Below are 22,465 nucleotides of genomic sequence, written 5' to 3' on the forward strand. Positions count from 1 at the left end.
AAGTCGAGTGCGGGGCTGGTTCTAGGGCGTATCTCTATCAGCAGACCCTTTTCCTGTTGGCTTTTCATGAACCCGCGTTCTCAAAACTTTCTCACCAGCTTTGTCAATTGGTTTCAGCAAACAGTCCTAGGGAAAAAGCCTAAAGCTACTGCTCTCAAAGAAGTATTCGAGCAAACCCTTACAGAATCTGACTTTTTTGAGCATCAGAAATATTTGGGGATGCTGAACAAACTGCAACTCGTTCGTAGTGCAGATCCGTGGGCGATCGCTATGTGGAAAGCGACTCCACTCACTACCGACCACGCTTTTTTCTATTATTTAGTTTGCTTTGAAATCCCCTATACAGGAAAATCTACGACCTCCATCATTCTCTCAACTGGAGTTCGCAGGTTTAACTTGAAGCGAGGACAGGGCAAGAGTTGGGGTAAGCACCAAATTCAGGTAATGAAGGCTGAGCGTCAGTCGGATCAATGGGAAATTCTCTATTCGCGTAACAGTTCCTTCTTAAATGCAAAATTATCGAGTCAACCATCACTGAATGCGGCGATTGCCATGCGAATACTGGCGCGTCGGCTTCTCACCGTCTCCTTGAGGAAACTTGATTGGGATGGCTGGGACCATCAGGTGAACGTGGCGATCGCAGGCTGGGGGGAGCTAGAGCCTAGGAGTCCTTCAGATAATAAAGACTACTGGAAGCTAGACAAGAAATAAAATGGCCAAGAATTTCTACGGCGATCGCTTGGGCTGCTCAGGCTGTTGGGTTGGAGTATTGCCACCTTGAAAGTAGAAATCTTTGGCTAAGGGAATCAAAATTGGAGCGATGACGGCTGTCAGACCAAACAAGCCGGTGGCGATCGCTACTGCTACTTGGCTAAAAGCTTGGATGCGAGCCAGCCTAACCGCCGTATCGTTGCTTGCGGTCTCCTGTGTTTTCTTGATAACTGCAAGCTCGTCCCTCAGGGCTTTAACAGTTTGCTCCCAATCCTGACGCGACTTCTCAATTGCTTTAACATTTTCCCCGACCTGATATTCCAGCTTGGCGATTTGGCCTTGTAATTGAGCTTGACCAACCTTAATGGTCGTTCCACCTCTGGCCTCTAATACTTTTTCAATTTTTTCTAGAACTGACCCGAAATCGGCTGTTTTCTCATAGACCTCGACTTCTTGTTTCCTGGCCTCACGTTTAATAGCCGGGGCAGCAATGGAGCTAATTAGCTGTACCTCTCCATAACGCTTCAGATAAGCGATCGCCTCACCCAATGCCTCCTTGCCCAAGTCTGCCAGTCCTGGGTCTAGCCAAATTTGGTCAATTTCTGGATGAAGTTGCAGGTAAAGCATTGCTTCCTTGAAGCTTCGCTTCCACTCCACCGTTGCCTGATCACCATGCCGCTCTTTAACCTGCTCACAAAAGATGCGGGCGTCTGAAGAGGTATCCTCAATCAGCAAGAGATGTAACTGATCGGTATCATACATGGGGTAACCTCATGGCTTCCCAAGACTGCTGTAGCTTATCCAGGTTGTCAGCAAACTCCTCGTAGGAAGCAACCTTGAGGACATACCCAGCGCATTGCCGCTCCCAAGCCGCATTGATATCGCTAGGATTGTTGCTGGTTGTAATGATGACCACTGGGATTTTGAGAAAACGAGCATTCGCTTTGAGAATTTTCAATAACTCCAGTCCACCAATGCGAGGCATCTTCAAGTCACTCAGAATCACGTGAGGCAGAGTAGGTGCTTGCTGCAAGTAGGCGATCGCCTCCACTCCGTTGAAACAAACCGTAATTTCCCCTTGAATACTCCGCCTAGCCCAACTCTCTTCGAGTGCGGCGCGAGCAATCATAGCGGCGCTCGTGTCGTCATCAATTAATAGCAAACGCATTACTGCCACGACTCACCTTCTAATTGAGAATCGGAATGTGGAACCGCACCCTGCCCCTTCAGACTCAACCCAAGCCGTACCACCATGTCTCATGGCAATTTTTTTTACGGTGGCAAGACCAATTCCTGTACCTTCGTATTCGCTTTGAGAGTGTAGGCGTTTGAACATCGTAAATAACTGTCCTTGGTCCTCTGGAGCGATACCAATACCGTTATCTCGCACACTAAAAATCCACTCTTGCGGCGTTGCTTCAGCAGTAATAGAAATGATAAGTGGATGCTCTTTAGATCGATATTTCAGGGCATTGGCAATCAAATTTTCAAATACCTGAATCAACTGAAACGGGTCTGCCCAGACATTGGGTATCCTGTCCCAACGGATTGAAGCTTGAGTTTTGATGATTTCGGGATTTAGGTGCGCTACGACTTCTGTTAAAAGTTGATTGACATTGACAAGTTTTGGTTGCTCTTGCAGTCGGCCTACACGCGAGTAAATCAAAATGTCGTCAACTAAGCGCATTGCATACTCGCAATCCTTGATGATCTGCTCTAGCAAGCTGTGCTCTTCATTGGTGATTTTGCTACTGATTTTGCGCTTCAAAATGGCAATTAACCCACTAATTCCCCTAAGAGGAGTCTTCAGGTCGTGGGAAGCTGCGTAGGTAAAGCCTTCTAATTCTTGGTTGGCTGATTCGAGTTGTTCGTTAGCCTGCCTCAAATTCGACTCAGCTTGACTGACCTGACGCACTTTTTGGCGTACCAGGCGGAGCTGGTAAAAGACGAGCAAAGGAGCTGCAACTAACCCAGCGATCGCTCCAACAATAGTTATCTTTGCAACTTGTTGAGCTTCGCGAGACCGAGCATTCAGTAACTTCGTTTCCCGATATTGCAGCTGTGCGACCATATCCCGAATTTGGTCTTGCACTTGTTTGCCTTGGTTAGACAAGATTTGTTCTTGAGCAGCTATAAAGCCCTGTTCTTGCCTCAGTTGAACGGCTTGTTTGGCTAGGCTTATCCTTCGGTTAATCAAAGGTTCTAGTTGTTGCAGCCATAACTGCTGTTGAGGATCATCCACTGCCTGACGTAGTCTATTTTGTGACTCATCAATCGTGGCGATCGCTCGGTAGTAGGGCTCTAAATATTCCTCCCTACCAGTCAAGATGAAGCCGTGCTGTCCTGTTTCTACATCAATGGTCAGCAACAGCACTCGTTCTAGTTGCCTACTAATTTCAGCAGCCCTACTCTCGCTTTTGGATGCCTGCAACCACAGCAGTGAAAAGAAAACGAGACTGCTACTAAGTAATAGAAATATAACCAGTGCCAGGGCAAACCCAGCGTTGATCCTGTTGTTGAGTGCCCTTGGCCTCATTGCCTGCCTCACTGGAGGGGTACTACCATCCGCCTAAATTATCTAATCATGTTAATATTTTGGCATTAACAGTTTTATAACTAATCTCTAACTTAATCGCTAACCCGAAAGAGGAGGCCGCTGAGTCGCGGTCTCCTCTTTTTGCATTTTTGGGGGACCCCTATGACGACTATGCAGAAGCAAGTGGCACTGAGATTTCAGCGAGAGCCACTGCAAGTTTCTTATCCTCCTGGCTTCACAGGTGTCAAAAGCACCCATCCAGAAGAGGAGGAATTTTTTCTCAGTACTGAACCTCGCTTCTTGACCCTAGATGAGATTCAGCTGGTTCAGAAGTTTATTGAGCGTTTGGGTTACCGACAGGAGCTAGTTTTTACTGGCGCTATTCTGATTGATCCAAATGACCCGCTTCTGGAGGCTTCTCATGAGCAGATCAACCAGATTGAAGCGGAAGCCAACCTCGCCAATACAGAAATGGCTCCTGGTGGTGGGCAGCGAAGCATTCGGGAGCGTGTTTACATCCTGCGGGAGCGCGGTTTTTTAGGCAGCGGCAACAAAGTTTTGAGTCCAGCAGCAGAATAAGAGGTTAAGCGATGGCACTACAGGAAGCAACCTATGTCTTTGGTCCTCCCTTAGGGGCGGCTGGGACAGATGTAATTGAACGATCGGGTGGTAACGCCTTAGAAGATCCGCGCTATGGCAGCTGCGCCTATTGGGGGGTTCTAAAGCGTGGTCCAATGGGTGTAGCAATTCCCATTAACTCTCGACGAGAGTATGACGAGATTTTTGGTGACCCCCGAGATTCTCGCTGGCATCTGTTTGCCAATGGGGCTCATTTGTTGCCTGATGCAATTGATGGTTTCTTTGCTACTGGGAGGGGGTCAGGTCAGCTCTGGATTACCCGTCTAGATTTGGATCGAAAAGCTCGCAGGGCTTCATTGACGTTAAAGAATCGGATTGGGGCGGATGCACTGCGTGTTATGGCGGCTAATGAAGGCCGCTGGGGAGGAGCTGCAAACCAAATTGCTCAAACTCCACTAGTTACGGCAACTAGTCGTACCTTTACGCTAGTTGCACCAGACACCCAAGCCAATGAGTTCATTGATGCTGAGGCAGAGTTTACAGGGTCTCCTGGTAAGCGTTATCGAATTGTCGCTAACACAGAGGCTAATCCTGTTTCTGGGGAGGCTGTGTTTACAGTCGCCGCTCAATATGACTTGATTATCGATGGAGTAAGCGGTCCTGTTGCTCTCACTGGAACGGCTACCTACACGCGGTATCGCGCTCTAGCTGGAACGATCGCGTTCCCTCTATCTCGTAATGTCACTGGCACTGTGGCTATTAACGGCAGGGTCATCACAGGCACAGGTACCCTATTTACGACTGAGCTCAAGGTGGGAGGCAATGTCTCCTACAGCGGTGAAACCCGTGCGATCGAGAGCATTACTAGCGACACAACGTTGACAGTTGCTCAAGCCTTTTCCAATGGTGGTACTGGCTTGACGCTCCAAACTGACAACCTAACTGTCACTGGCACCCTTACTACATTCACAACTGAACTAGCAGTTGGTGACACCCTGTATGTCGATATCAATGGTCAAAGACAGGGGCGGACGGTAGCAGCTATCGTTTCTAATACTGACTTGACTTTGGCATCAGGATTTACTGCTGATGTGACGGCAGGCACGGCGGCTGAAGCCGATAACCTAGTTGTGACTGGAACAGGGACTCAGTTTGCGACTCAGGTGTCAGCAGGTCAGTACTTAATTGATCCAAATCGCCAAGGCTCAACCGTCAAAGTTACCAGTGTTATAAGTGCCACTGAGCTGAGAGTCGAACGACCATTTTCAATGGATTTCACAGCGGCTCAGCTAACCAAGCAAAATCAGCTGGCAATGGTGAATTTGTCGGCACCTAGAAATGAGGGCTTGGCAGTAGAAATCAGCCAAGGCACTCGATACCCTGACACCCACTTTGGAATGACAGTTCGGTTCAACGGTTCGGTTGTACTACAGATTTCTGATGCCTCACTAGATCCTAGTGATCCGTTTTTTGTCGAGCCCTTGGTGAACGATAGTAACGTAGCCTTTCGAGCTGGAAGTGTTAACTATCAAAAATGGATTACGGTCGAATCCCTTTGGAACTCTGCTTACACCACTAATGCTCAGGCAGATGTTCGGCCTTGTAATGGCTCAGGAACTGCTTTAGCTCTAACAAACGATCGCATCTATACCATTGCCGAGCTCGAGCCGAGTTTAGTAATTGGGAATCTGCTCTACCCGAATCCTTACACTCAGGCTCGTAACTATTTCCGGGTTAAGGGAGCTGTTGCTCCCATGGATCTGCAAGGCAGCATTAGTTCTAGTGGAGTAACGGTCACAGGTACTAGCACCAACTTCTTGGCAGTACTGAAGCCAGGTGACTATATCTATGACCCGGTTAGCAAGACCGCTCGGAAAGTCCGCACGATCGCGAGTAATACTTCGCTGACCCTTGAAACTGCCTTCCCCTCTAATCTGGCAGCTTTAACCGAGACTAAGAAGCTAGGTTATGTGCAGGTGGACCAAGGGTATGACCTGACACTAGTCGCAGATGAAGGCGATCGCTTCCTATTGGTCTATCCGCAGCAACTCACGCGGGGTTACGACGGGAACACGGCACATCTGATCCCGTATCACCTCACTAAGTTTGCCGACATCGATCGCAACCATTTGGAGAATGCCACCTTTGGCCGTAACCAAGGGCTAATTCGGATGGCCTGTCCAGGTATCTCTGATGTTGCGGTACAAAAAGCTTTTGCTGCTTATGCGGCTGCTAAAGCCTATGAATTTCGGGCGGAGATTCCTTCGCAGTATAATTCGGCGGCGGCAGCAGAAGCTTTCCTTAATCAGGATTTGGGACGGAACAACTTCATCACCGCAGCATTCCCAAGCTACGGATTCGTCTCTAATCCTTTGGGCGCAGGCGATCGCATGATTTCCATTTCAGGCGATGTGATGGGGGGTGAAAGTGCCTTTGCGACAGCGGCGCGCGGCTACCACAGACCCTTTGCTGGGGTAGATGCTATATTATCCCGAATTATCAAGCTCCCCTTCGAGGCTCTACCCGCTGATGAGGCGATCATTAACGTGGCTGGCCTCCATACCATTAAGTCCTACCAAGGGAATGTGATAGTCTTTGGGGCTCGCTCTCCAGCCATTAGTCCCACCTACGATTTCACCCATATTAGACGCATCCAATCCAATTACGTGCGGATCTTTCTTGAAGCTAGGACTCTTTTAGAAACCCTCTTCAAACCAAATCAACCTTACTTGGCTGAGCAGATTGTGATGGTACTCAACAATTTTGCTAGGCAGGAATATCGCAAGGGGGTATTTACTCGCTACCTCAGCTTCTCCCAGGCGGTGCAAATTCAAGGTGGTTCTCCTTCAGGCAACGTCATCACTGATGCAGGCTCTCAAGACGCGGTGGTCGATATCGTCAATGGTCGGTTGAGGATTTTCTTCCGATATGTTCCAACAGGAATTTTGGAGCGTCTCAGCATTGACTGTGGCCCAGATATTTTGGTGGCGCAGTATGGCAACACCCTGAACCAAGCTGCTGTTTAGGAAATATTTCCCCAAAGCTAAGGAGCGATTCACCGTGAGAAAGGCAGTTTTAGAGGGAAATATTTTCCCGAAAGCAAAACAGAGATTTTTGGTTGATGGGTTCCCAGATGCGGAAATTCTCGACATCACAAGGGATACGATCGAAATGGCCCTGGGAGTTATCGAGCTTCCTGATCAGACGCGAGTTCCTGGCGGACGGCGGCGATCGGGCGAGTTCACCAAGACATTTCACTTTGCGGATGACGAGACGCGAGCCGTATATTTGCGTTGGTTCAGCATGTCACAGGATCGGGGCGATCGCGGAGTTGACCCAACGTACAAACGTAACGCCACCATCATTTTTCTCAGATTATTTCAAGGCTCTCCTGGGACTTATAACAGTGGCTCTGATGCGCCACCCCTTAGAGCTCGACTCTTTGGTTGCTGGATTTCGAGGATGACAATCCCCGATTTTGACATGAACGCAGATGAAGGAGACGGCACGTGTATTGCAGAAATTACGATGCAGTTCGATGATGTCGATATTGAGGAGCAGAGCGCTCTTCCCGCTCTGAACGCTAGATAGATTTTCGGTCGTAGCCTCTCCTAGGACAGCCCCCTTCTCGGGGGTTTTTTAATGCCAATTTGAGCAATTTGTGGCGATCGCACCAAAAAATTGTTTATTTAATAGCGTTAATTCCATAACGTTACGGTAGAATTTGACTCATTGTTGGCTCTATTAGGAGAGTGGTTCGTTGAGCCAAATTATTGCAGTTTTTAACCAAGCGGGTGGAGTCGGAAAGTCTACCCTGACGATGAATTTAGGCTATCAACTAGCTCAGCGCAAGAAGCAAAAAGTTCTATTGATTGACATGGACCCGCAAGGCTCATTGACCTTGTTTATGGGTTTGGAACCATCAGAGCTAAAAGCAACGATCTATGAGTCGATCATGGAGGATCGACCTCTCGAACCTCATACGTTGCATGGCATGGATTTAGTGCCTGCCAACATCAACCTTAGCGGGGCTGAGCTGGAACTGGTGATGGCGGATGCCCGTGACTATCGCTTGCAAGAAGCTCTCAAGCCTTTGCGCGATCGCTATGACTACATCTTGATTGACTGCCCTCCCAGCTTAGGGCTGCTGAGCTATATAAGCTTAGTTGCTGCCACTCACATTCTCGTTCCCATTCAAACTCAATACAAAGCGTTTTGTGGAACTGAGTTGCTGTTTAAAACAATTGCTCGCGTAAAGAAGCGGACAAACCCTCAACTTCAAGTTGCTGGGTTTGTGCCGACGATGTATGCTTCCCAGAACTCACAAGACAAGCGAGCACTGCAAGCCATTACAGAGCAGATGGCACCTGTTGCTAAAGTTTTTGACCCAATTGTACGAGCCACAGCTTTAGCAGATGCCGCAGAGGACCACTTACCTCTAGCGCTTTACAATGCCAAGCATCCGGCTTTGGAGATTTTGAATCAGATCGCTAAGCATTTGGAGAAATTGAAGTGAAGACTAGGAGCGAGAAACCTTACCGCCAGGTGATGGGGGTAGATGCTCTGTTTGGCACCGATGAGCCAGAAGTTGCCAAACAAACAATTTCAGTGTCAGCAATTCATCTACCTGCTCATCAACCCCGACGCTACTTCGACCCGCAAAGGATGGAGCGGTTAGTTGATTCTGTTAAAGAGTATGGAATTTTAGAAAACTTGTTGGTTCGCCCACTGTCATCAGGGCAGTATGAGTTAGTTGCTGGGGAACGACGTTACCGTGCAGCAAAAGAGGCGGGACTGGATGAAGTGCCCGTCACAATCCGAGAACTAACGGATGACCAAGCACTAGAGATTGCACTGATTGAGAACCTTCAGCGGGAAGATCTCAATCCCGTTGAAGAGACAGAAGGTGTCTTGCAGCTTTTGGCTAATCGATTAGGCGGAACAACTAACGAGGCGATCGCCATCCTCAACCGCAAAGCCTATTTAGATCGCACTGAAGGGGAGCTTGATGAAGTTACGGAAAACGTTTTCCGTAATCAATGGGAAGTTGTAGAAGGGGTGTTTGCCGCTGTTGGCAAATTTACGCCCGAAAGCTTCAGAGTCAGCCGCTTGCCACTACTCAAACTTCCAAGTGATGTTCTGGAGACACTACGACAAGGCCAGCTTGAGTACACCAAGGCACGAGCGATCGCGGGCGTCAAAGATGATGAGCAGAGGCAGGAAATACTTGAAGAGGCGATCGCGCAAGAACTGTCTCTGAGTCAGATTAAAGAGCGAATCAAATCACTCAAGCCTTTGCCAGAGGAATCCCTTAAATCTCGATTTGACTCCACCTACAAGCAAGTCAAGAAATCGGGGCTCTGGGACGATCCTAGGAGACGCAAGCAGTTGGAAAAGTTACTTGCTCAAATGGAGTCCTTACTGGCTGAATAAAAATTTGAGATGCTGTAAGATGGCAGCGTGGCTGAGTTATTTTGATAAGAGCGATCGGACTGAGGATAAGACCTGCGCGATCGTTTGAGATGCTTAGACCTTCTAAACAGTTCTGGATATTCAACTATTAGGAGGGATGCGCGATCGCGCCATCTGCTGCTCCAATCAAGCATGACTTCAAGCGTAAGTTCAGGCAAGGACTTACCTATGAGCAGGTTCTGGACTGTGTCTTTGAGCCTTATTTTGTTATTCGCAGAGTGGATCGGCAAGCTCAACGCCAAGGCATTGACCGAATTTTCAATGCCCGCTCACAACCTGAATTGGTTTGGACGGTTGAGTATAAAGCTGATTTAAAAGCAGAAAAGACGAAGCGAGCCTTTATCGAGACAGTCAGTGTTGATGCGAGACAGTGTTGGGGATGGGCTTACACCTCCAAAGCTGACACCCTGATTTACTATCTACCTCAGAAACAATGGGCCTTTATCATTCCTTTCGACGTATTGAGAGAACGGCTCCCTCAGTGGGAAAAGTCTTGTCAAACTGGTTCTGCTCAGAACGATGGATACAAAACTCATGGGTTGCTAGTTCCCTTGGAAGAGTTGAGTAGCTGTGCAGACAAGATTGCCTGCTGCAAGAAGAGCAGAGAGCTATAGATAGGTAATTGCCAATGACAAATTCCCTTCCCTTATTGATAGATGTTGAACCAAATATTATTTTCACTAATGCTTGGTTTGGAACTGATACTCACCAACCCGCTGTTTATTGGCAGCTTAACCAAAAAAACGGATTACTCACCTTAGTCGAAGCTAGGGCCAGGGCACAGGCAATATTTCAAGCGGTAGCTTATGCCGAAGGGGAAGCCGCGATTGTCAAAGGTGTAATGGCAATGCATCTGAACGCTCTAAAAAGCACTAAAAAAGGGTTTGGAGCACAAGCTCAAGAGCAAAAGCAATCGGCAGAAATGGAAGCTTTGATAATGGCTGCTCAGTTACGGCGGTTCTTACAACAGGGGCGATCGCCCTTGATTGAAGGGATCGAAGTAATTTTTGGGATGAAAACGCGCAGAGCTCTCATTGACTGTACTTGGTATGGCGAGCTTACTCAGTGGGAAACAACGCAGGCGATTGAGCATGCCACCATCCTAATTGAAACTGCTGAGGCGGCTGAAAGCGATGCTTATTTCCGATGGTTTTTAATGGAGCGAGTTGGAATTGAAGCAGAAGAAACTTACCCACTAATTGCTGAATTTCAAACATTTCGTCAACGTAGGCAGTTAGAGGAATTGTTTGAAGCAGGCAATCACTAACTGGGTGTCCGCTGCATATGAAAGAATCACTTAAGAGGCGATCGCTAATGACCTTGAAAAAAATTATCAGTGGTGGACAAACCGGGGCAGATAAAGCAGGACTTATTGCAGCAAGGGCGCTGGGGCTAGAGACAGGCGGTTGTGCTCCTAAAGGGTGGAGAATTTGCTTGCCAGATGGGTCTGATGGCAGCGACCCATCATTGCAAGATTACGGCTTGGTCGAACATGAGAGTCGGGAGTACCCACCTAGGACAATACTGAATGTCCAGTCATCAGATGGGACTGTTTGGTTTGGATACGAGAAAAGCCCTGGCGGGAAGTTGACGCTTCAAACGGCAGAGGCCAAGGGCAAGCCATCTATCATCAATCCCACAGCATCAGAGCTTAGAGAGTGGGTAACCGCAAAAGATATTCAGACTTTAAACGTTGCAGGCAACAGACAAAGTCCAGAAAATCCAGATATTTTTGAGTTCACTTATCAAACTATCTGTGAAGCGTTTAGAGGCGATCTCGATGCCTGACTTATACCGACCTCCTTCCGGCATAGATTTTGCAGGTGCCTTGTCAAATCTCTACAACGAAGGCAAGCCAGGGATACTGAGCACAAAAGACGGAAAACTAAAAGGAAAGATTTTATCTCTGCACCCGCAAATTCGGGTAACGATCGATGGTAAGGCAGGATGCATAATCCTTACTCCGCAGCAATTTCAAGAATGCTGGGAATTTGAATGAAGGAGCGATCGCCCATGACATCAAGACTCACTGCGATCACCCTGTTGACCCATGAGGAACTGGCAAGCCTATCCGAGTTCGAGAAGTGGTTGAAGTCAAAAAATCCAAAAGAAGTAGTTGGAACTGCCTGCACTAGGCATGACTGTCCACTAGCAAGGCGAATACAAGAAAATTACCCAACAGAGAGCGTGACCGTAGATAAAGAGGGTTTCAATATTGAAGGCAAGCAAGTGCCGCACTCTAGCTTAAGCGACGCTTTTGTTACATGGCTCGATGATGAATTTAATGGAGAGCGATGTAGAGTGACAGCGCGTAAGGCATTACTTGTGCTTCAAGGCGCTCGGCGATACTGCGATGAACTGATTCAAAGAAAAATTTAGAGCGAGCACTAATGAAAGCACACTTGGCAGAAATTTTTAATTTCACCTGCGATCGCGACCCCAAGCATTGGTGGAGTTCTGACGGCATTCGTCCCGACATTGGGCAGATGCTGTTGTGTCCCTACTGCGGGCATAAGAATGTAGTCACGGAAATTGTGAACCACACTGTAACGTTGCCCTCAGTGGAAGTGGAAGCTACTGAACAGAAACTACCTACTGTTGATGAGATGGTCGGAATCTTGAATATTGAGGGCGATCGCTAATGCTTTGTACTGGATATTTTGTCTGTCATAGAGGTTGTGGTTATGGACCCTTTGACATTGCCAATGTCGCCAAAGAAAAGGCTGCTCAATTAACAAACCGGGACAACAATAAATTTGCTGCCCATATAAAGGTGGGAAGTGTTGATATCAGTGATAAGCAATTTCGCAGGGGTAATCTAAAGACAGTTAGCGTTTTGCTTTGAACGCACTAGTTTTCATCCAAACATTAAAAATATCTACAATAATCTTTGGATCTATTGAAAGTGCTTGGTTCCCTAACTATGTCTAAGCTCGAAAAAGTACACGAAAATGACCAAAGTATTACCTTTGCCCTTAAAAACGAATCTGGTATCAATGTGGGCTTTGCGACCTATATCAAGCCAAACCTAAACAATGGGCAGTGGAAAATTGACAACTTACATACAACACAGGGATATCGGCACCAAGGCTATGGTACAGAGCTGCTCGAAAAATCCTGTGAAGCTGTTCAACAGATTGAAAATACTGCAATTGTGGTAACACCTATGGGTTCAATGAACCCGGAAATCTTGCCAGCAGCAACACCTGAAGAAGAGATCAGCCGTGCTTACCAAGAAAAACCAAAACTCGTTGATTGGTATAGAAGACATGGCTTTAAGGGGGACGAGCCAACATTGATTAAAGAGAAAGCGAGTTTAGATGCCAGCTATACCTAACCGCAGACTGCTTCTGATCAGCAAGCGAGCGCTTGAGTGGAGCGATGAGATAGAAGCAGTTCGTCAGGAGATAGAAGATGATCAGAAGAGGTTGAACGAGTCTTTGAACTCATTTCTAATCACTTAGTGCCGTCATCCATTGAAGCTGAAGCTTGATTGTTAAAATTTGAGCCAAGCGTTAGTTAGCTACCCATGCCACCCAAGTCCCCTAATCCAGCAAAGTTTGGGAGTCTCTAAATGAGCGACAGCAGACCTACCTCAAATTAATTTATCAGGTTGATCAAGAGACTGAGGCCTATGAAAAGGGACGCTGGAATGGAGGACAGCGATCGCCCCAACAGTTGCTGAAGCTGTTCAGGCAGCAGTAAAGAAGATTAGTAGCGATACAAAAAATCGGCTATCAATCAATCCTCGCCTTCCCTAAATTCAATCCTCCCAGAACTATCAAGCAGAGATAATGCCTGCAATTCCCCTCCCTAGACTAACTGCTTCCAATCAACAAGCGATCGCCAAAGCCAATGACCCAATGGGGATGGAAGGGCGGCGATCGTTTGCCAATGAAATGACTAAAGCGCGGGCGGCTGGAATTGAACGGTGGTATCGCGAAGGCGGCAAATTCTTTTTGGCCTGGGTGAAGGAGCATTATCGCCGCTGGACTGGGGAACCACTCAACTGGGACGAACCCTATGCTGAGGAAGCTTACCTGCTGCGAGGCAATCCTTGGGTAGAGAAGTTGATGGAGGAAAAGGGCGGGCAGGTTGGTTATTCTGAATCAATGATTGCGATCGCCTCGTTTGTCTTGGCAGTGGTGCGAGTTAGCGTTGGTTATGGGTTTGAGCAAGAGCGAAAGATGCGTGACCTAACAGCTCCACGCATCCAACCTGCCTTCAGCCATATTCAGCCTATCCAGCAGCTCCTACTTCGCTACAAAGATGCATTGCGGCGGGAAGACACTGATTCAAAAGACCGGAAGATTACAGTTGGAGCGGTACCACTCACCTTTTTCTACACTTCTACTAGCTCCGCCAAAACTTCTCAAGAACGTCAAGCACCTGCTTCGATGACCTCCTTTGAGGCTTGGGTGGTGATCGGAGATGAGGTTGAAGCTTGGCCCACGGGAACATTAGATATCGCTATGGAGCGGCAGAGTGCCTGCACCATGCCCACAAAGCCGTTGCGTGCGGGCTCTACTCCAGGTGCTGAAGGCGGAATTGTAGATGCCCAAGTGAAGGGGAGCAAGTATCTTTTTCAATGGCGGGTAACTTGCCCTCACTGTCAAACTACTCAATTTCTCCATCCATTTGGCAATTTTCTGAAGGCCAAGGATGTGGAGCTGGAAGATGGCTCCAAAGAAAGGCAGTTCATTGATATCACTGGCAGGCCCCATGATTGGTTTTGTAGGAACCAAACAGATTTAGAGTCACGCACTGCCACTGCCTATGTTGGCTGCATTGAGTGTGAAGAGCAGTTGACTTGGGAGGCGATCGCCAGCGGGTGCTTTGCGGATAACCCGCATCGCTCGCAAGAGGCGGTGAAAGCTGACCCCGACGGGCTTACCCTGCGTCAGCTGTGCGATCGCGTTCTTCAAGAACGACTACCCATTCATGAGTGGGTTGCGCTCCGCCTGCCTCGTGTTGCATCTAAACTATTTGAACCTGTTGAACGGATTCGCAAGCTAACCACGACCAAGAATCCCGCAGATGCTATTCAACAGGGGTTAGGGGTTTCGGTCTCCATCGGTATGGGCAAGATCAGCTTGCCTCGACTGCTCCGCTGTATTGGTGCTCCACTGGCAGAGGAGTTAATCAAGCCTGATTTAGTAGTGATGGGAGTAGACCAAGGTACCGCTGCCAACTGGGCAATGGTGCAGCATTGGTATCTGCCTACTGATGAGAAGGATCTGGAGCAACAGTGGCTCAAAGCTCATGTTCAGGTTGTTTGGTATGGGCAGATTGCAGGGCTTGATGAAATTGATGATTTTGTTGCTCGGTATGACATTGATCTAGTTGGGATCGATGGAGAGCCAGAGATTCAGACAGCTGCTGCCTATGCTCGGAAGCACCAACCCCGCAAGGTTAAAAAAGGTAAGGTCTATTTATTTGACCAAGTCCACCTTAAAGGGCAAGAGTGGAAGGAGACGGTACGAATCAGCCAGAAGCAGAAAGTAAAGATGTATGCCATGCACCGAACTTGGGGACTAGATGCGGTGCGCGATCGCATCAACCGGAGCCTACTTCACCTGCCAGCGGGTCTCGTGTATGAGCCCAAAGATCCTCAGAATTTGCTTTACCACTATTTAACTAGCGAACGCATGCAGGGAAAATGGGCTGAGCCAGAAGGTGAACCGGACCACCTGATGCATGCGGACAATTTCTGCCAAGCCGCCGTGCACGTTAACTTCTTCACGAAAAAGGGGGGTGGATTGTCTTTTTCCTCAATGGATTAGCGATCGCTGCTGTTCAATCTGTTCCTACTCAATCGTTGAAATTTCCGGAGATTGGACGTCCTGGTTAACATTCGTTAGCGTAAGCTGCTCCAGGGTGAGTCCGTATGCATTCTCAAGGCCTATCACCCCTTCTAAATTAGCCTGCTGTAGAAATGCTCCTTGCAATCTAGCTTCACTAAGAAAAGCACCTCGAAGATCTGCTCCATCAAGCTTTGCTCCTTCAAGGTTAGCTCCTTGCAAGAAGGCTTTTCGGAAATTACTAGTTAAGAAATCTGCTTCCTGCAAATTAGCTTCCATAAGGTTTGCTTCTTGTAGATTAGAGCCTCTTATGGAAGCCCTTTGACAATTAGCTTTGACAAGATTAGCTGCTTGGAAGTCAACATTTCTAAATATTGCCTCCTCAAGTTTGGCCTCCCTTAAATCTGCTCCTAAAAACTTAGTATTGAAAATACCTGCTTTGCGGAGATTAGCTTTTATAAGCGTGGCCCGTTGTAGCTCAGCTTCATTAAGATATGCCTCTTGTAGATCGGCCTCCATAAGAATGGCTTCTTGCAGATTGACTTTTATAAGCTTTGCTCCTTGCAGATTAGCTTGATAAAAATTCACTCCTTGCAAACGGGCTCCAGCAGCAAGCGTAACTCCTCGCAGATCTGTTGCGCCCAAATCAATTGGATGGAGTTCTTCTGGATCTCCATGAGAGTGTTTGCGGCGACCAAGAACGGTTAAAACAGCTTGAATATCAGTAGGAGCTTTATTAAGTATTGGCTTTACCAGTTTTCTTTGCTTAGATGACTTAGTTGGAGGCCAAGGAGCTCTTTCTCTAATGTACGCCGTTAGAACTTCAATGACCTGCCAGTAATCTTTAGTAGAGTCATTAGCAATTCGTTCTAAGGCGTAGATTCCTCCTAGGCGAATCTCCATTTCTGAACTACCAAGCTGTTCTATTGCTTTTGTAAAACGCTCTGTAATTAACCTCTCTTCGGTCAGTTCTGCATTTTTAAGTCCAATCTCAACGTTTTTTAATCCAATTTCTATGTTTTTCTCGGCAGCAATCGCGGTTTTGTCCATTGCTTCAGCCCGCTTAGCTGCATAGTAAGCATTGATTAAAACTGCAAATCCTCCAAAGAGTGTTGCAGTAACCTTGAGACTTTCAATAATGGTATTAACCCGCTTGTCGAGTTGTTCCTCAGGAAATGGTATGTTGAAAGCTCCAAGGCCAACTGCCACTAATACAAGCAGGAAAATAATTGCTGCTGTTGCCAAGAGGCTTCCTACTTGCTCTGTACCCATGGATGTCCTGCCAAGCTAATTCTTTTGTTCAGAGTTCCCTAGCTCAAGCCATTAAGTACTTTGAGAACTCCTCTCGCTTACTAGTGCAATCGCCTGTGTGAATTAATTCATTCGCTCTTCAGTCATGCGAGCTATCTTCTTCCATCAATTCAAGCGAACCGAAAAACATTAAGTCCAATACTTGCTCTTGCCCATTATCTGCTTCTTCTAGATATCGAACCAATTGATTCAACATCCTCCAAGCTTGCAATCTGCTGCTAATACGGACGTTTAATGAGTTTGGGGAGTAGGCTTTTCCGCCAAGATTTTGAGTGTGTTGATCGCAATAAAAATTGTAATTTCCTCTCCAAAATTGCTCTGGATTTTCGGGATCAAAGTCTTTTGAAGCTAATACATCGGCACCAGAGTCAGAAGTTGTGAGTTGGTCACCTAAAGAATTTGTTCTCTGTCTCATATACTCAGGGAGAGAACTCATGATTGCGTTCCAACTCACTTCAGGTGTAATGACCCCAGTTAATACACGAGTATCAACCGCCTCAATTGGTTTACCAATCGGGTCTTGAGGGAATTTGCGATAAGCATCACAGGTGAAATCAGTAAGCTTGCGGTAAGCCAGTACCAGTGATTGCCCATCTCGCCGACCAACGCCAACGACAATTTGGGATTGCTTGGTTTTATCTAAAGCTCCCGCAGAAACAGATTTTTTGTTGCCCTTACCTTTAATGAGCCTCAAGAATGGATATTGATGAGGATCTTCTAGCCACTCCCAATCAAGCGATTGCAGTACGTGGAGAAGCTCCAGGTTTTCAGCGTAGTAAGTGCCTGAGTTATCTAATGGGTGCTGTTTAGACATTGATCCTCTTTGTTACCTCTGAAATTGCATCGCACATGCGATCGCCCCTCTTAATAAGGCGACATTTTACCAAGGCTATGTGATATCGGGGTGAAGCGGGTTCGATGCCTGCCTCTTCCATTGACAGAGCCATCCAAAAGAAGTAGTTAATTTTTATTCAAAAATGTAATATTTGTAGTATGGCAACGCCTACTACTGCACCAACTTCAAGTCCTGAAATGGTTCGCGCCATCCAAGAGCGCGATATGTTGGTGCGCGAATGTCAAGGATTGCTCTGGCAGGTAGCTCGCCGTCCTGGTTGTATCAAGCTGCTAATGGGCGTTCGCCGTCAGTTGCAAATATTTGCAGGCTATAAAAAAGGACGCTGGGAGCGATAGAAAAACATTCACAGTAGAAGAATTCTTAGGGTTGCGATCGCTCAATAGTCGTCAGATTACAAGGGACACTCCACATTCGACCTTGTTTGAAATCCTGTAGGCCTCATCCATTGTCCACATGCCTCGAAAAGGGTGCCTGACAAAGGGCTTAGTTAAAAGCTTAAGGGGGCAAGTTTGGTTGCTTGGCCAGAAGCAGTTACAAGGAATCTCCGCAGGTGGTTGTACTGACGATGTCACCCAATTACTAGGCATCGCTGCCACTACTGAGCGATCGACTTCAATTCTACCTCTGTCATGTTAGGGGAATCATTTGCAGATCTCAAGACCTCGCTGAATGATGGGACCAATGTTGATTTTGGTTCCCGGAATTGCAGGATTACTGCGCCAAATTTCCTCAATTGCTTTGTAGCCTAAAGCTTTAGCGGTTCCGTTAACTGCATAAGACTCATCTTCTGTAGCAAACACCACGGCACCAACTTGCTGCCCATTCCCCTCACCAATGCAGTACAACTCGCCGTTACTGACGGTAAAAGGCCACGAGTCGCCGAACTCAGCTTGAGAGATCGTGATGGAATTGCTTGTGGCTGCCATAATAGGGAGCACTCCTGAAAATACAATGGAGATGGACAAGGTGATAGCTGCGATCGCGAGTGCCAACTTTTGCAGAGTAGACCTCATAGACTAACTCATCTAAACTCTGCCCAAATATTAATAGTAAATTAGCAATCACGCTCGACTCTTCAGTTAGCCTTCACACCCAATCCCGTCACCATCTTTATCAAACCCATGTGGGTCAGGTGCCAAAACACTAAACCGCTTCTGTGGGATATCCCCACAATTTAAATCAGGTGGGCTTTGGGGGATGCATACACCAGGATAAGCAGGGGAACAGTTAGAAATAGGTGATGGAGCGGTGGGAGCTGGGCTGGACGGTGCACGCTTACCTGCTCTAAAATCCCACGGCATTACTGGATTGGCTTGGCTCCAAAAGGCTAACTTTCGTTGCTTGGCTTTGGCTTCTACTTGTAGATATCGACCCTGGGTGCTAGCGCAGGCAGTGAGGTACTGGCGGTAAACCACGGCGCGGCCCTCCTGAACCATCTGCAAATTGATCGACTGTCCGCTTTTGAAAATCTCAGCCACGGTGCGACCATAGCGATCTTTCTCTACTGCCCGTAGCTCCACATTTTGATTTTTAGGTAGAAGTTGGCCGAGGCGCACTGCCGATTCTTTACCACCTGTCTGTGTGGACTCCGGTGCATCCACACACGCGAGTCTCACGGTTGTAGACTTCCTATTTACCTGAACCCGCAATGTATCTCCATCATCAGTGCTAATTACAGTCCCTAATAAGTTGGTTTGGGCTAGAAGCGGAGTAGGAAGAACTAGCGCGATCGCGGTCATCAGTGTAAAAAATCGATTCATAATACTTAGCGAGATGTTCTGCTCAAGGCTACTTGAATTCTGTCTACAAACTCTGATGTGCGATCGCATGTTAGGACTAATTGATCAATTGCACGAGTCATGGCGACATAAAACAAGCGGGTTTCCTCCTGAATTGTGCCGTACTGATTTGGCAAGTAGCCCACGCCAGGAATAAAAACCACCGAAAATTCCAACCCCTTACTTGAGTGCATGGTCATGAGTTTGATGCTCTGATCGGAGGGGTGGAAGTTGCGACTTTCATTTGTTGCGTTGACCCACTCTATTGGCACTTGGGCCTGTTGTAACTGCTGGTAAATGCACTCACCCATGAATTTGGAGCGATAAACGATCGCCATTTCATTCCAAGCAGTGCCTCGTTCATAAAACTGCTGCACTCGCTCCACTAAGTAATCAGCTTCATGTTTGAAATTAGGTAATCGAATCAACTCCGGTACAGGTCCGTGACGACCCACGCTTTGCGGTGAAACTAGAACTGGCGCATCTTCTTGATCGTCGGTGGGAGACATGACCTCCTTTGCAAACTCATACGCCAGGGTTAGCACTTCTGCTGTATTGCGATAGTTAAGTTTGAGAATCGTAGTGCGCCCCTGGGCCTGAATGCCTACACTCTTGAAACTAAACTTCTGTTGTTTGTCTTCCCCGTAGAGGTTTTGAGCATCATCGTAGAGTAACAGGAGTGAGTTGGTTTCTGGATCAACCATTTGCACGACTAGCTTGAGCCACTCGGGCTTGAAATCGTGCCCCTCGTCAATCATTACAGCGCCATAGTGCCCCGCTGGAATGTTACCCTGATCTACGCCTTGAATGACTCGTTGCACGAGCTGCTCAACATAAGCATCTCCTTGAGATTCTCGCCAATTGGGTAGGGGTAATTGATGGTTTTTAAGTTGATCCACACACCAACCGTGGAAATGTCGCACCTTAACGCGATCGCTTAGTCCCTTCTCCTGAATCATCTGCCGCAGGCGAGCGGCTAAGGACACGTTGAAGCAGAGCACAAGGATTGGTTTGGTTGTGTGTTGGGCTAAATGCTGACAGCGATAGGCCAAAATTAAGGTTTTACCAGAACCAGCAACACCATGAATCACTCGGTGTCCCTCTCCTAAGCTGCGAGCAAGTTGCTCCTGTTGCAAGTCCATAATTTTGATCAAGTCTGGGATCAACTCTTGATGCTGCGGTTCATCTCCTGCAACCTCATCTTCAAAAAGCGACAATTGCTTGGCCGAGATTCGTAGGTCTGGGAAAAGATGCCAGCGAACTCGATCGATTTGCTCTGCAGTGAGGGTTTTACCAAACTGATAAGGGCATAAATCCCAGAGCCGCTTTTGAAATTCCTCTGGATCAACCTTTTCCGTCATTTCATCTCTGCAAATGACCAGATGTGGCTCAAAAACCTCTCTTAAGTCAGTTTGCTCAAAAGCTTTACGCGTGATCTCAGTGAAGACAACGCCGTACCCATATGGCAATGCCGACTTGCCTTGATAGCGGCCTTCAGGCTGTACTAGGAGGCGATCGCGCTCCAAGGTCTCGTTGATGGCTAACGCATAGTCTCTAGCCTGTGCGAGGGGATTCTTAACTTCCTTAATACCATTAGGGGTGACTAGCTTAACTGTGGTTTGAGTGACCCGTTGAATATTTTCGAGCTTCCAATCCTTGACTTCTAAGATGAACAACCCTCGGTTGGGGTGTAGCACAATAAAATCTGGGTGCAGTTGCTTTATGCCCACCGCCACGTCGTACCAGAGTATGTAGTCTTCCTCCAGTTTCCGCTCCAATCTCTCAGCCAACCGCTTCTCACCATTGGTCATGCGAGGTAGGCAGCTATTGAGGGACGGGATTAAGGTTGCCATATCTAGACGTGCTTCAAAAAGGTTCTAGATTAGCTTTCCCCAATGGCAGCAAACTGTTCATATTTCGGGCGATCGCTGCTAAACCAAGGATTAATACTTACAAAACCTTCGTTTACACTAGCGATCAGGAGTTGTAGGGAAAATATATGGGAAAGGCAAAACAAGGGAGAAAATTAGCTCCGGCTCGTGGTTTTGGAAAGCAACAACAATATCAGGAGAAAAATGTTGCTAGACGAATGAAAGTACTTGAGCAAAAAATGGTGATCGAAGCAGTTGCTGAAGCACAGATGCAAGCGCCTTTCGACGCTTACTCCAAGAATTGGGTTTGTGATTTTGGCAATGAGTACATAGCAGTCAACACCCTTGAACAATGTCTTGAACTGATAGAAATTGAAGATACAGAAAAAATACTTGCCTATAAACAGTGTTTATCAACAGGCTATGCACAAAATGAAGAAGAGACTTGGTCTATTCAGTGGAACCCAAAGCGAGCAGAGCACTTGAAAAACGTTTATTCCTTTGAAATGCAGGCTGATGGCTCTTTGTGTGTGGCCCCATAATCTTTAAAGCTATTCTTCTGAGCGATCGCCTTGTAGTAGTAATATCTTGATTTACTGTTTAAGCAGCTCCGCACTCTTTAGTCCGCTCCAAATATGGGGGCCTGACTCACCGTACATAAACTGCCATGAGCTGCTTTCTCCTTGGCTAGTGGGCTCAGAAACTACCTGCATCCATTGCTCATCTCCTTCAGCCTTCACGCGATCGCCTTGTTTGACTTCACCAGCCGTGATTTTAGTCGGGGTTTGCGGCTCTTTCCTGGCTGCCATTTTGTTGCCTCACTCGCTCTCGAATAGACTTGATAATTGAACTTGAGACTGGTTGCTGATCGCCAAATTTCTCAGAAGCTGCTCGCATGAGAGCAACGAACGCTGCGGTCTCTTCAGACGTTAACTCCCTCTGCACAGAAAGATCCATGTAGAGAGTAGGGTTCTCAGGATCGGTAACTCTAATGCGCTTGCTCATTGGGTTTCTGATTAAAGGAGCGATCGCAAGTTAAACCTTTTCAGGGAGCTGCTCAGTTATTTTTGCAACTGGTGCAGCATGAAGCTGAATATGCCCGATTGAGCGATCGCCGCTCTCGCTAAATCGTGAGGGATGTTAGATGCCTTCAAATTGCGGTGTATAGATGCTAGTGAAAAACCATAATAACCTTGGCGGATTTTTGTAACTAAGACATTTAACCCTTCTGAGTTTAATTCGTACAAATTCATAAAATTGAGTGACTTAGTCAGCTTTGTTGACAAATACTCTAGAATCTCCCGACCAATGCGATTTCAGGAGCGAATCTGAGCTATCTACTTTTTGCTCAAGTTCAATATGATCAGCAACCTTGTTCTTTGCTTGACCTAGCAGCAAAACCGCTTCTGTTAACAATGGATGAGCACCAGCGTTCTCTACGGCAATCATTGCTTCATGGATTGCAAGTTCAGCAGGAGCAAGCAGATCAACTCGACTGCGGCGCGGCATCCCATCAACTATTTGCATGGCTTAATTTTTGTTTTGGGTGA

General features: G+C 47.2%; 27 protein-coding genes. 16 read left to right on the plus strand and 11 right to left on the minus strand.

All coding sequences use genetic code 11. The features are described 5' to 3' along the window. Positions 1-66: 66 nt before the first annotated feature. The gene (locus H6F72_RS21740; protein ID WP_190440732.1) at positions 67-711 is read left to right on the plus strand and encodes a hypothetical protein; all 645 of its coding nucleotides are present in this window, start codon (positions 67-69) and stop codon (positions 709-711) included. A gap of 15 nt (positions 712-726) precedes the next feature. On the opposite strand, the gene H6F72_RS21745 is transcribed toward H6F72_RS21740, so the two are convergent. From H6F72_RS21745 to H6F72_RS21755, 3 genes are read right to left on the minus strand one after another with little or no spacing between them, the layout of a single operon-like run. Continuing rightward, entirely contained in the window at positions 727-1,473 is a 747-nt protein-coding gene (locus H6F72_RS21745) for a hypothetical protein (protein ID WP_190440735.1), read from the minus strand. After that, positions 1,466-1,879 (minus strand): response regulator, encoded by a 414-nt coding sequence (locus H6F72_RS21750; RefSeq protein ID WP_242017064.1) that lies wholly within the window; start codon positions 1,877-1,879, stop codon positions 1,466-1,468. Before H6F72_RS21750 ends, H6F72_RS21745 begins: the two co-directional genes overlap by 8 nt. Before the next feature lie 12 nt (positions 1,880-1,891). After that, entirely contained in the window at positions 1,892-3,247 is a 1,356-nt protein-coding gene (locus tag H6F72_RS21755) for a CHASE3 domain-containing protein (protein WP_190440741.1), read from the minus strand. A gap of 162 nt (positions 3,248-3,409) precedes the next feature. On the opposite strand from H6F72_RS21755, the gene H6F72_RS21760 reads away from it, so the two are divergent. The 13 genes from H6F72_RS21760 to H6F72_RS21820 all read left to right on the plus strand — a co-directional run bounded on the left by H6F72_RS21760 (position 3,410) and on the right by H6F72_RS21820 (position 15,081). Next, positions 3,410-3,826 carry a hypothetical protein gene (locus tag H6F72_RS21760; RefSeq protein ID WP_190440743.1) on the plus strand — a complete coding sequence of 139 codons (417 nt, stop codon included), beginning with the start codon at positions 3,410-3,412 and terminating at the stop codon, positions 3,824-3,826. Positions 3,827-3,837: 11 nt separating this feature from the next. After that, positions 3,838-6,852 carry a hypothetical protein gene (locus H6F72_RS21765; RefSeq protein WP_190440746.1) on the plus strand — a complete coding sequence of 1,005 codons (3,015 nt, stop codon included), beginning with the start codon at positions 3,838-3,840 and terminating at the stop codon, positions 6,850-6,852. 34 nt (positions 6,853-6,886) lie between these two features. Then, positions 6,887-7,417 (plus strand): hypothetical protein, encoded by a 531-nt coding sequence (locus H6F72_RS21770; RefSeq protein WP_190440750.1) that lies wholly within the window; start codon positions 6,887-6,889, stop codon positions 7,415-7,417. A 169-nt stretch (positions 7,418-7,586) separates the two neighbouring features. Beyond that, on the plus strand, positions 7,587-8,342 hold the full coding sequence (locus H6F72_RS21775) for a ParA family protein (protein WP_190440752.1): 756 nt from the start codon (positions 7,587-7,589) through the stop codon (positions 8,340-8,342). Next, positions 8,339-9,259: a ParB/RepB/Spo0J family partition protein gene (locus H6F72_RS21780; RefSeq protein WP_348252471.1), complete on the plus strand. Its 921-nt coding sequence runs from the start codon at positions 8,339-8,341 to the stop codon at positions 9,257-9,259. Before H6F72_RS21775 ends, H6F72_RS21780 begins: the two co-directional genes overlap by 4 nt. Before the next feature lie 257 nt (positions 9,260-9,516). Then, positions 9,517-9,912 carry a hypothetical protein gene (locus H6F72_RS21785; RefSeq protein ID WP_190440754.1) on the plus strand — a complete coding sequence of 132 codons (396 nt, stop codon included), beginning with the start codon at positions 9,517-9,519 and terminating at the stop codon, positions 9,910-9,912. Positions 9,913-9,926: 14 nt separating this feature from the next. Continuing rightward, a complete protein-coding gene (locus H6F72_RS21790; protein ID WP_190440756.1) occupies positions 9,927-10,565 on the plus strand; it encodes a hypothetical protein in 639 nt (212 codons plus the stop codon). Positions 10,566-10,612: 47 nt separating this feature from the next. Next, a complete protein-coding gene (locus tag H6F72_RS21795; protein ID WP_190440758.1) occupies positions 10,613-11,086 on the plus strand; it encodes a YpsA SLOG family protein in 474 nt (157 codons plus the stop codon). Further along, on the plus strand, positions 11,079-11,297 hold the full coding sequence (locus H6F72_RS21800) for a hypothetical protein (protein WP_190440763.1): 219 nt from the start codon (positions 11,079-11,081) through the stop codon (positions 11,295-11,297). The genes H6F72_RS21795 and H6F72_RS21800 overlap by 8 nt, the downstream gene beginning before the upstream one ends. A gap of 14 nt (positions 11,298-11,311) precedes the next feature. Continuing rightward, positions 11,312-11,677 (plus strand): hypothetical protein, encoded by a 366-nt coding sequence (locus tag H6F72_RS21805; protein WP_190440766.1) that lies wholly within the window; start codon positions 11,312-11,314, stop codon positions 11,675-11,677. An 11-nt stretch (positions 11,678-11,688) separates the two neighbouring features. After that, entirely contained in the window at positions 11,689-11,940 is a 252-nt protein-coding gene (locus H6F72_RS21810; protein WP_190440768.1) for a hypothetical protein, read from the plus strand. Positions 11,941-12,221: 281 nt separating this feature from the next. Next, the gene (locus tag H6F72_RS21815) at positions 12,222-12,635 is read left to right on the plus strand and encodes a GNAT family N-acetyltransferase (protein ID WP_190440771.1); all 414 of its coding nucleotides are present in this window, start codon (positions 12,222-12,224) and stop codon (positions 12,633-12,635) included. A gap of 457 nt (positions 12,636-13,092) precedes the next feature. Further along, the gene (locus H6F72_RS21820) at positions 13,093-15,081 is read left to right on the plus strand and encodes a phage terminase large subunit family protein (RefSeq protein ID WP_190440774.1); all 1,989 of its coding nucleotides are present in this window, start codon (positions 13,093-13,095) and stop codon (positions 15,079-15,081) included. 24 nt (positions 15,082-15,105) lie between these two features. Here H6F72_RS21820 and H6F72_RS21825 read toward each other — a convergent pair whose 3' ends face one another. Together H6F72_RS21825 and H6F72_RS21830 are read right to left on the minus strand one after the other, a co-directional pair. Then, a complete protein-coding gene (locus tag H6F72_RS21825; RefSeq protein WP_190440777.1) occupies positions 15,106-16,371 on the minus strand; it encodes a pentapeptide repeat-containing protein in 1,266 nt (421 codons plus the stop codon). Between the two features lie 118 nt (positions 16,372-16,489). Next, a complete protein-coding gene (locus tag H6F72_RS21830; protein WP_190440780.1) occupies positions 16,490-17,224 on the minus strand; it encodes a hypothetical protein in 735 nt (244 codons plus the stop codon). Between the two features lie 179 nt (positions 17,225-17,403). On the opposite strand from H6F72_RS21830, the gene H6F72_RS21835 reads away from it, so the two are divergent. Then, a complete protein-coding gene (locus H6F72_RS21835; protein ID WP_190440783.1) occupies positions 17,404-17,601 on the plus strand; it encodes a hypothetical protein in 198 nt (65 codons plus the stop codon). Between the two features lie 306 nt (positions 17,602-17,907). Here H6F72_RS21835 and H6F72_RS21840 read toward each other — a convergent pair whose 3' ends face one another. The 3 genes from H6F72_RS21840 to H6F72_RS21850 form a co-directional block, all read right to left on the minus strand. Next, entirely contained in the window at positions 17,908-18,279 is a 372-nt protein-coding gene (locus H6F72_RS21840; protein ID WP_190440786.1) for a DUF2511 domain-containing protein, read from the minus strand. A gap of 66 nt (positions 18,280-18,345) precedes the next feature. Further along, entirely contained in the window at positions 18,346-19,026 is a 681-nt protein-coding gene (locus tag H6F72_RS21845) for a thermonuclease family protein (protein WP_190440789.1), read from the minus strand. A 5-nt stretch (positions 19,027-19,031) separates the two neighbouring features. After that, positions 19,032-20,897 (minus strand): DEAD/DEAH box helicase, encoded by a 1,866-nt coding sequence (locus H6F72_RS21850; RefSeq protein WP_190440792.1) that lies wholly within the window; start codon positions 20,895-20,897, stop codon positions 19,032-19,034. A 146-nt stretch (positions 20,898-21,043) separates the two neighbouring features. Between H6F72_RS21850 and H6F72_RS21855 the strand changes: the two genes are divergently transcribed. Then, positions 21,044-21,457: a hypothetical protein gene (locus tag H6F72_RS21855; RefSeq protein ID WP_190440795.1), complete on the plus strand. Its 414-nt coding sequence runs from the start codon at positions 21,044-21,046 to the stop codon at positions 21,455-21,457. Positions 21,458-21,508: 51 nt separating this feature from the next. Here H6F72_RS21855 and H6F72_RS21860 read toward each other — a convergent pair whose 3' ends face one another. The 3 genes from H6F72_RS21860 to H6F72_RS21870 form a co-directional block, all read right to left on the minus strand. Further along, positions 21,509-21,724 carry a hypothetical protein gene (locus H6F72_RS21860; protein ID WP_190440797.1) on the minus strand — a complete coding sequence of 72 codons (216 nt, stop codon included), beginning with the start codon at positions 21,722-21,724 and terminating at the stop codon, positions 21,509-21,511. A 252-nt stretch (positions 21,725-21,976) separates the two neighbouring features. Continuing rightward, the gene (locus H6F72_RS21865; protein ID WP_190440798.1) at positions 21,977-22,168 is read right to left on the minus strand and encodes a hypothetical protein; all 192 of its coding nucleotides are present in this window, start codon (positions 22,166-22,168) and stop codon (positions 21,977-21,979) included. Between the two features lie 13 nt (positions 22,169-22,181). Then, entirely contained in the window at positions 22,182-22,442 is a 261-nt protein-coding gene (locus H6F72_RS21870; RefSeq protein ID WP_190440800.1) for a hypothetical protein, read from the minus strand. Positions 22,443-22,465: the final 23 nt, after the last annotated feature.

Origin of the sequence: Trichocoleus sp. FACHB-46, assembly GCF_014695385.1 — a bacterium.
Classification (GTDB): Bacteria; Cyanobacteriota; Cyanobacteriia; order FACHB-46; family FACHB-46; genus Trichocoleus.